At 32.6% G+C, this 8,093-nt stretch carries 9 protein-coding genes and 1 pseudogene; 9 read left to right on the forward strand and 1 reads right to left on the reverse strand.

What is annotated here, in order from left to right; translation table 11 throughout:
- Positions 1 to 105: 105 nt before the first annotated feature.
- A pseudogene (locus HOH73_02580) lies at positions 106 to 306 on the forward strand (5-formyltetrahydrofolate cyclo-ligase).
- A 304-nt stretch (positions 307 to 610) separates the two neighbouring features.
- Here HOH73_02580 and HOH73_02585 read toward each other — a convergent pair.
- A complete protein-coding gene (locus HOH73_02585) occupies positions 611 to 1,339 on the reverse strand; it encodes an alpha/beta hydrolase (GenBank protein MBT5827746.1) in 729 nt (242 codons plus the stop codon).
- 101 nt (positions 1,340 to 1,440) lie between these two features.
- On the opposite strand from HOH73_02585, the gene HOH73_02590 reads away from it, so the two are divergent.
- The 8 genes from HOH73_02590 to HOH73_02625 are packed head-to-tail and all read left to right on the forward strand — an operon-like array spanning position 1,441 to position 7,881.
- Complete coding sequence (locus HOH73_02590; protein ID MBT5827747.1) at positions 1,441 to 1,854, forward strand: Rrf2 family transcriptional regulator; 414 nt, start codon at positions 1,441 to 1,443, stop codon at positions 1,852 to 1,854.
- A 1-nt stretch (position 1,855) separates the two neighbouring features.
- Positions 1,856 to 3,076, forward strand: coding sequence for an IscS subfamily cysteine desulfurase (locus HOH73_02595; GenBank protein MBT5827748.1), 1,221 nt, complete (start codon positions 1,856 to 1,858; stop codon positions 3,074 to 3,076).
- A 12-nt stretch (positions 3,077 to 3,088) separates the two neighbouring features.
- Positions 3,089 to 3,481, forward strand: coding sequence for a Fe-S cluster assembly scaffold IscU (iscU, locus tag HOH73_02600; GenBank protein MBT5827749.1), 393 nt, complete (start codon positions 3,089 to 3,091; stop codon positions 3,479 to 3,481).
- The gene (locus HOH73_02605) at positions 3,474 to 3,860 is read left to right on the forward strand and encodes an iron-sulfur cluster assembly accessory protein (protein MBT5827750.1); all 387 of its coding nucleotides are present in this window, start codon (positions 3,474 to 3,476) and stop codon (positions 3,858 to 3,860) included. The genes iscU and HOH73_02605 overlap by 8 nt, the downstream gene beginning before the upstream one ends.
- Entirely contained in the window at positions 3,817 to 4,458 is a 642-nt protein-coding gene (hscB, locus tag HOH73_02610) for a Fe-S protein assembly co-chaperone HscB (GenBank protein ID MBT5827751.1), read from the forward strand. The genes HOH73_02605 and hscB overlap by 44 nt, the downstream gene beginning before the upstream one ends.
- Positions 4,455 to 6,278: a Fe-S protein assembly chaperone HscA gene (gene hscA, locus HOH73_02615; GenBank protein ID MBT5827752.1), complete on the forward strand. Its 1,824-nt coding sequence runs from the start codon at positions 4,455 to 4,457 to the stop codon at positions 6,276 to 6,278. The genes hscB and hscA overlap by 4 nt, the downstream gene beginning before the upstream one ends.
- Before the next feature lie 16 nt (positions 6,279 to 6,294).
- Positions 6,295 to 6,621, forward strand: coding sequence for a 2Fe-2S iron-sulfur cluster binding domain-containing protein (locus HOH73_02620; protein MBT5827753.1), 327 nt, complete (start codon positions 6,295 to 6,297; stop codon positions 6,619 to 6,621).
- Positions 6,622 to 7,881: a hypothetical protein gene (locus HOH73_02625; GenBank protein ID MBT5827754.1), complete on the forward strand. Its 1,260-nt coding sequence runs from the start codon at positions 6,622 to 6,624 to the stop codon at positions 7,879 to 7,881. It abuts the gene before it with no gap.
- The last annotated feature ends 212 nt before the right edge of the window (positions 7,882 to 8,093 follow it).

Here is an 8,093-nt window from a genome sequence, read left to right on the forward strand (position 1 = left end):
AAATATTGCCAAAATTTAAACCTAATATAAAGCAAGCAAAAGCGGCATTAGAAAGATAATATTGCTTGAGCTATAAATGCAGCATAACTAACCTTAGCAGTTAAAATTTACCCTATGCTCTCCTTTGATTTGGCTAAAAATCGCTTAGGTTATGGTGGTGGCTTTTACGACCGTAGTTTCAAAATTTATCATAATGCACTGAAAATTAGTGTCGCTTACGCGGTAAGCCAAGCTGATTTGGTCGTAACAGATTGTAATGATGTAAGCTTAGATTATATTGTTACGGAACAGCAGGTTATTAGTTGATTTTTTCTTAGCTTAAAAAATAAATATTGCCAAAATTTAAACCTAATATAAAGCAAGCAAAAGCGGCATTAGAAAGATAATATTGCTTGAGCTATAAATGCAGCATAACTAACCTTAGCAGTTAAAATTTACCCTATGCTAGAGCTTTGCTTTAACTAAAATCACTTAGCTTATGGTGGTGATTTTTACGAGCTTGGTTGAAAAGTAACAAAAACAAGCTTAAAAGCCAGACAGTTAGTGCAGCGCGTAAGGTTGAGCAGATTGTAATGATGCTAGCTTAATTATAATTATGGAATAACAGTTTCTAAGAATCGCTACTATCAAGAGAAAGCTTTGACTTTCTTGATTTTCTTCTTCTTTTACCAACCCTTCTTTTGCTAACAATATCTCTGTCTACTTCTATTCTTCTTTCGATATATTCGGTAAGTAAGGTGCTTAATTCCTCTTGTTGCTCACGAAAAAAGTGATCAGCTTCTTCTATAACATGATAATCAATTTCAATGTTCTTTTGTGCTGCTAATTTATCTGCTAATTTAGCTGGGTACTCTTCTGGAACAATTGAATCTTTGTTACCTTGCACAATTAAACCAGACGCTGTACATGGTGCTAAAAACGAAAAGTCGTAATTATTTGCCGGAGGTGAAATAGAAACAAAACCCATTATTTCAGGACGCCTCATCAATAATTGCATTGCAACCCAAGCACCGAACGAAAAGCCACCAATCCAAAATATATTAGAATTTGGATTTTGTGCTTGAAGCCAGTCCATCGCTGTCGTTGCATCAGATAGCTCGCCAATCCCATCATCGTATTTGCCCTGTGATTTGCCTACACCTCTAAAGTTAAAGCGTAAAACAGAAAAGCCATTATCAACAAAGCTTTTAAATAAATTATATGAAACCTTATTATTCATTGTGCCACCATGTAATGGGTGCGGGTGAAGAACTAGTGCAACTGGTGCCTTGGGCTCGTTACTATGGTAATATCTACCTTCTAACCTGCCTTCAGGACCATTAAAAATAATTTCTGGCATTTAATCTAACAATAATATTAATTGGTAAGTAATAGTTGACTCTAGAGGTCAATTATTTTACACTACAGCAAAATTTATAGTAAGCATTAGCTAAAGTCAACATGTTACTAACTACCAAGGGAAGATATGCGGTTATGGCCATGGTTGATTTGGCCCAACAAATTGAGTCCGAAAAGCCCGCTAAAGTGCAAGAAATTGCAAAGAGGCAAGAAATTTCGCTTAGTTATTTGGAGCAAATTTTCAATAAGCTGAAAAATGCCAAAATTATAACGGCAATAAGAGGTCCTGGTGGTGGTTATGTGTTGGGTGAAGTGGCAGAGAAAATTTATGTTTCTGAGGTTATCAAAGCGGTAGCTGAGCCAATTAAATTCACAAGATGCAAAGCAGATGAATCATGCGTTGCCAATTCTAGTAAATGTAAAACGCACATTTTATGGCGTGGCTTAGAAAATAAAGTTGAAGGTTACCTAGCTAACATTACTATAGCTGATATTTGTAAAGGTAAATTAAAGTAATATGACTAAGTTAAAAACACCAATATATTTAGATTATCAATCAACCACACCTACGGATCCAAGGGTTGTTGACGAGATGCTACCTTATTTTGCCGATAAGTTTGGCAATCCTCATTCAAGAAGTCATGCTTATGGCTGGGTTGCGGAAGAGGCTTCAGAAATTGCTAGAGAAAATATAGCGGATTTGATTAACGCAACTAGCAAAGAAATAATTTTTACTTCTGGTGCAACTGAATCTAATAACTTGGCAATTAAAGGTTTAGCTAGATTTCATAAAGATAAAAAAAACCATATTATCACAGCGGTAACTGAGCATAAATGTGTTTTAGACTCTTGTCGTAATCTTGAAAGCGAGGGTTTTAAAATTACCTACTTAAAAGTAGGTGAAAATGGCTTGATTTCAATAGAGCAACTACAGGAAGCAATTACAGCTAAAACTTTGTTAGTATCAATTATGACTGCTAATAATGAAATTGGTGTTTTGCAGCCCATCAAGCAAATTGGTGAGATTTGTAAAGCAAATAATGTCTATTTTCACACTGACGCGGCTCAAGCATTTGGTAAAATAAAAATGGATGTGGATGAATTAAATATAGATCTAATGAGCATCTCAGGTCACAAGATTTATGGTCCTAAAGGTATAGGAGCTTTATATGTGAGAAGAAAGCCTAGAGTTAGATTGCAGTCTTTAATTAGTGGTGGTGGTCAAGAAAGAGGCTTTAGGTCTGGTACATTAGCAACGCCTTTGGTGGTGGGTTTAGGTAAGGCTGCAGCCCTTGCCAAATTAGAGATGGAAGAAAACGAAGCTCATATTAGAAGATTAACAAAAAAGTTACAAGATGGCTTAAATAAGAACATTCCTGATTTATATCTTAATGGCGATGTTAATGAGCGAATCTATGGTAATTTGAATCTGAGCTTTGCATATATAGAAGGAGAGTCAATGATTATGGCGATTAAAGATTTGGCAGTGTCTTCTGGTTCTGCTTGTACTTCAGCTTCTTTAGAGCCCTCATATGTATTAAAAGCTATTGGTGTAAGTGAAGAGCTTGCACACACTTCAATTCGTTTTGGAATTGGAAAATTTACAACAGATGAAGAAATAGATTATGCGATTGAAGTTATTAGTAACTCAGTTGCAAAATTAAGGGAGCTAAGCCCATTATGGGAAATGGCACAAGAGGGAGTAGATATAAATTCAATTGAATGGTCAACACATTAAATAGGTAAAATTATGGCTTATAGTAAAGAGTTAATGGAACATTATAATCATCCTAAGAACGTTGGTTCTTTAGATAAAACCAGTCCAGATGTTGGAACTGGTTTAGTCGGTGCACCAGCTTGCGGAGATGTAATGAAGTTACAAATAAAAGTAAATAATGAAACAGGAGTGATTGAGGATGCTAAATTTAAAACTTTTGGCTGTGGTTCAGCAATTGCATCAAGTTCATTAGTAACGGAATTAGTTAAGGGTAAGTCTGTTAGCGAAGCAACAGAGATTAAAAACACTGATATAGCAAAGGAATTATCATTGCCACCTGTTAAAATTCACTGCTCTGTTCTAGCTGAAGATGCTATTAAAGCGGCAGTAAAAGATTATCAGGACAAAAAATCACACAATGCCTAAAAAAGCTCAAGATTTTACTAACAGAAAAGTAGATTATCTCAAAGTTAGTGAGGCGGCTATTAAAGCAATAGAAAATAAAATTTCTGCTAAAGAAGATTGCTTTGGGATTAAGGTAGGTATTAAAACTAGGGGATGCTCTGGTATGGCTTATAATATTGAATATGCGACCAAGGATACAGTTACTGAATATGATGAGCTGGTTGATCATAAAGATGTAGATATTTTTGTTGATCCAAAAATTTCCTTATTTTTATTTAATACAGAATTAGATTTTGTCGAAAAGAAAACAGATGCTGGCTTGGTTGTGGAGTCTGGTTTTGTGTTTAACAACCCAAATGAAGCTGGGCGCTGTGGTTGTGGAGAATCATTTTATGTCTGATTTATTCGCTTGTTATAACTGTAAAAACCAGCATGAAATAGGCTCTTTATTTTGCATAAAATGTAATTATATTCAGCCAATTACTAGAAATGATTATTTTGCTGTACTAGATATTAAAGCTGAGTTTTGGCTAGATTTAGAAGAGTTAGAGTTTAATTATTTAAAGCTACAGCAATTGGTTCACCCAGATAAATTTGTAACTAAAAGTAAACCAGAACAGATTTTAGCTTTAAAGCACAGTGTTTTGCTCAATAACGCTTATGAAACATTAAAAGATAATTTAAGCAGAAGTGAGTATTTGTTAGCACAAAATAAGCTTTTTGTAAATCAGGGCGAGGGTAATAATATTAATCCAGATCTAGAATTGTTAGAAGAAATAATGGACTTTAGAACTATTTTAGCTGATGCAGAGAAGTTAGCAGAGGTAAAAAATTTAGCTGATTTAAATAATGAAAATAAGCAAGATACTATTGATAAAATCAAAAAATATTTTACGCTTAAAAATTATGAAAATGCAGCAAGAGAAACTATTAAATTAAGATATTTAGATAAAATTACTTTAGATATAGAACTAAAATTAACTATGTTAACATTATGAATTTAATTAATATTGCAGAACAAGAAGAGCATAAATTAGCAGCGCCTAAACAAGCTATAGGTATAGATTTGGGTACTACTAATTCGTTAGTAGCTTATGTTAATCAGGAGAAAATAGAAATAATTCAGGATAAAAACGAGTCTAGGGAAATTAAATCAGTTATTTCCTTAAATGAAAATGGTGAATATGAGGCTGGTAATGAAAAAGCGCAAGATAAAATAGTTTCAGTCAAAAGATTGCTTGGTAAATCATATGATGATTTAGATGAAAAACTTAAGGGCTATAATTATCAATTTGCAACTGAAGGTAAAGATAATAGAACTATAGAATTAGCTTTAGGAAAGGGTATTAATGCAGTAGAAGCATCAGCTGTCATCTTAAAAGCATTGCTAAAAAGAGCGCAATATAAATTGGGTAATGAGGTTAATCAAGCGGTAATTACAGTGCCTGCTTATTTTGATGACGCCGCAAGGCATGCAACTATTGCAGCCGCTGAACTTGCTGGTATCGAAGTGCTAAGATTAATCAATGAGCCAACTGCAGCAGCTCTTGCTTATGGTCTAGATAATAGTGTAGAGGGCTATTATGTTGTTTATGATTTTGGTGGTGGTACTTTTGATTTGTCAATTTTAAAGATGCAAAAAGGTGTTTTTAAAGTAATTGCAACTAGAGGAGATAATTTTTTAGGAGGGGATGATATAGATATTGCTGTAGCGGATTATTTTAGAGCGAATTTTAATGTAGAAAAACACGAAGCATTAGAATTAGCTAGAGAAGCAAAAGAATCTTTAACTAAGGAAGGGCAATTTAGGCAGCGTGATATTATATTAGATAGAGAAAAATTTAATCAAATTATCAAGCCAATAATAGCTAAAACTATTAAGTTGTTAGAATTATGCTTAATAGATGCAAAGCTGAGTACAACAGAAATAGCAGAAATAATTTTAGTTGGAGGCTCAACAAAAATTTTGGCTGTAAAAAATGCATTAACAGAATTATTTGCAAAAAAACCATTAACTAACATAGATCCAGATATTATAGTTGCGGAAGGCGCAGCTTTACAGGCTGAGCATTTGACCAAAGGAACTGGAAATTTGCTGATAGATATAACCCCATTATCTTTGGGTTTAGAAACTATGGGTGGAGTAGTTGAGAAAATTATACCACGAAATAGTACCATACCTATAGAAAAAGAGCAGGAATTTACCACACATAAGGATAATCAGACAGCAATGAAGATTCATATTGTGCAAGGTGAAAGAGAGCTAGCTGAGCAAAATCGTTCACTTGCTTATTTTGAGCTTAAAAATATTCCGCAAATGAAAGCAGGTGAGCCTAGAGTTAAAATTAAATTTAAAATAGATATGGATGGAGTTTTACTGGTTTCGGCGACTGAGCTAAAAACAGGGGTAATACAAGAGGTAGAAGTAAAACCATCTTATGGGCTTAATATGGCTGAATTGCAAAAAATGCTTAAAGCCAGTATGGAAAATGCGAAAGCTGATATGTTAGATAGATTAATCGCTAAAAATCTGGTTGCATTAGAATCTCACCATGATCAGATTTTAGACGTAATTCATGATGAGGATTATAATTTTAGCAAAGAGCGAAAAATTGAGGCTGAGAATTTTTGTAAAGAAATAAATTTACATAAGGTCGCGCTCACAGAAAAAAACAATGCGCTGGAAATTGAAAAACTGCAAAAAAAAGCCAAGGAATATCTGAATCAATTATGTTTAGACAAAATAAATATGATTACTTCAGCAATAGCGGGAAAAACTATTGCAGAAATGAATAATCTATTGCAAAATAAAGAATAACTAAAATATATTAAATATGCCTAAAGTAATTTTTGTTGAAAATGGTGAGAAAAAAGAAATAGAAGCTGAGAATGGCTTGTCACTTTTGGAGATAGCTCACAATAATAACATAGATTTAGAAGGAGCTTGTGAAGGCTCTTTAGCTTGCTCAACTTGCCATGTTATTGTAAGTGACAAATATTTTAGTCAATTAGCTGAAGCATCAGAAGAAGAAGAAGACATGTTGGATTTAGCTTTTGGGGTAACTCACACTTCAAGGCTTGGTTGTCAAATTATTATGAGCGATGAGTTAGATGGTATTGAATTAATTGTACCTAGTGAAACCAGAAATATTAGTAGTTAAATGAATAAGAAATTAATTATATCAATAGCTGTAACAATATTTATTCTAATCATTGGAGCGGCTTCTTTATATGTGGTAAATAAGAAAATAGAAAAAACAATAGTTACCACTATTAATGATAACATAAAAAGAATAGAGCCAGACGCAAAATTTCAATTTTCTGAAATGACGAGAGAAGGGTTCTTAAAGCCTGCTTCTGTTAGCTTTACAGATGCAGACTTAATTTTTACTCATCACAACCTAAATAGTGAAAAAATAATTATTAGCTTAAAGGATAATCAAGCCCAAAATATTACTTTGAAGAATTTGATCATTAACATAAAAGTGAAAGCTGAAAATACTGACGGATTATTTCATACTATATCGCTAAATGAAGAATCTACTATAGACATTGTAGCAAATGATTATTCTAGTAAATATAACTTTAATATTCCCAATATTGTACATTATGCCAAGCTAGAAAAAAAGCATGTTATTGAATTTAAAGAAAAGGCGGAGCTGTTATTAGAATATGATATAGTAAATAAGCTAAAAGAAATAAGATATAAAGATAAAGGTCTAGATATTTTTAAAGAGGAAGTCAGCGAAGATAATTTAATTGCCACTTCTGATAATAATCATATTTTTATTTCAAGAGCTGAAAATGAAAATAAATATTTATATGATATTAACATATTAAGTGACAATACTAGTATAGTGACTGAGGAGGAGATTGAAACTGCTCTAGAAAATTCTTTACTTGGCTTTTCTTTTCAGGGAGAGTTTCAAATTAATAAACCTGATAAACAAACTGAAAAAATACTTTATATAGATTTGATGCAATTAAATTTATATGGTTTTAATGTTGAGATTTTTGGAAAAATATTACAAAGCATAAAGAGTCCTATACCCTCTGGCGAGCTAGATATATTGTTTCATGACTATAAGTTATTAATTAACAGTTACTTTGATATTGATAATGAAAGCATTCCTTCACTTCCAATAGGAGAAATGCATGATTTTGATTTTGACAGAGGTCAAATATTAGATTTCTTAAATAAGCTAAATAAAACAAATTCAGATATTTTAGCCTTAAGAATAAGAAGGTCTGAGCAGGGCGCACCAACTATGAATGAAATGCAAATAAAAGAGATTATAGAATTATACCAGAACTCAATGCTAGTAAATACAGAAGAATCTGCCGAGGATCAAGAATTAACGGTAGATGATGCAGAATCATCTAAACAAGATGAAGAAGCAGAAAGGAAATTACCTAACTAACTTACTAGTAAAGTTTTTTGCTAGTAAAAAATGCCTAAATTGTAGTGCAATAAATCTTGAAGCCAATTTGTTATGTTATAACTGCTGGAATGGCTTAAACTTTAATCAAGCACAAGGGTATTATAATGATATTCACTATATTTTTGAGCTTGCAAATAAAGGTGAAGAGTTAATCTATAAAAACAAATATGGTAAAGATAATTATTTAAATA

It is taken from the genome of Alphaproteobacteria bacterium, from assembly GCA_018667735.1.
In the GTDB taxonomy this organism is placed as follows: Bacteria; Pseudomonadota; Alphaproteobacteria; order Rickettsiales; family JABIRX01; genus JABIRX01.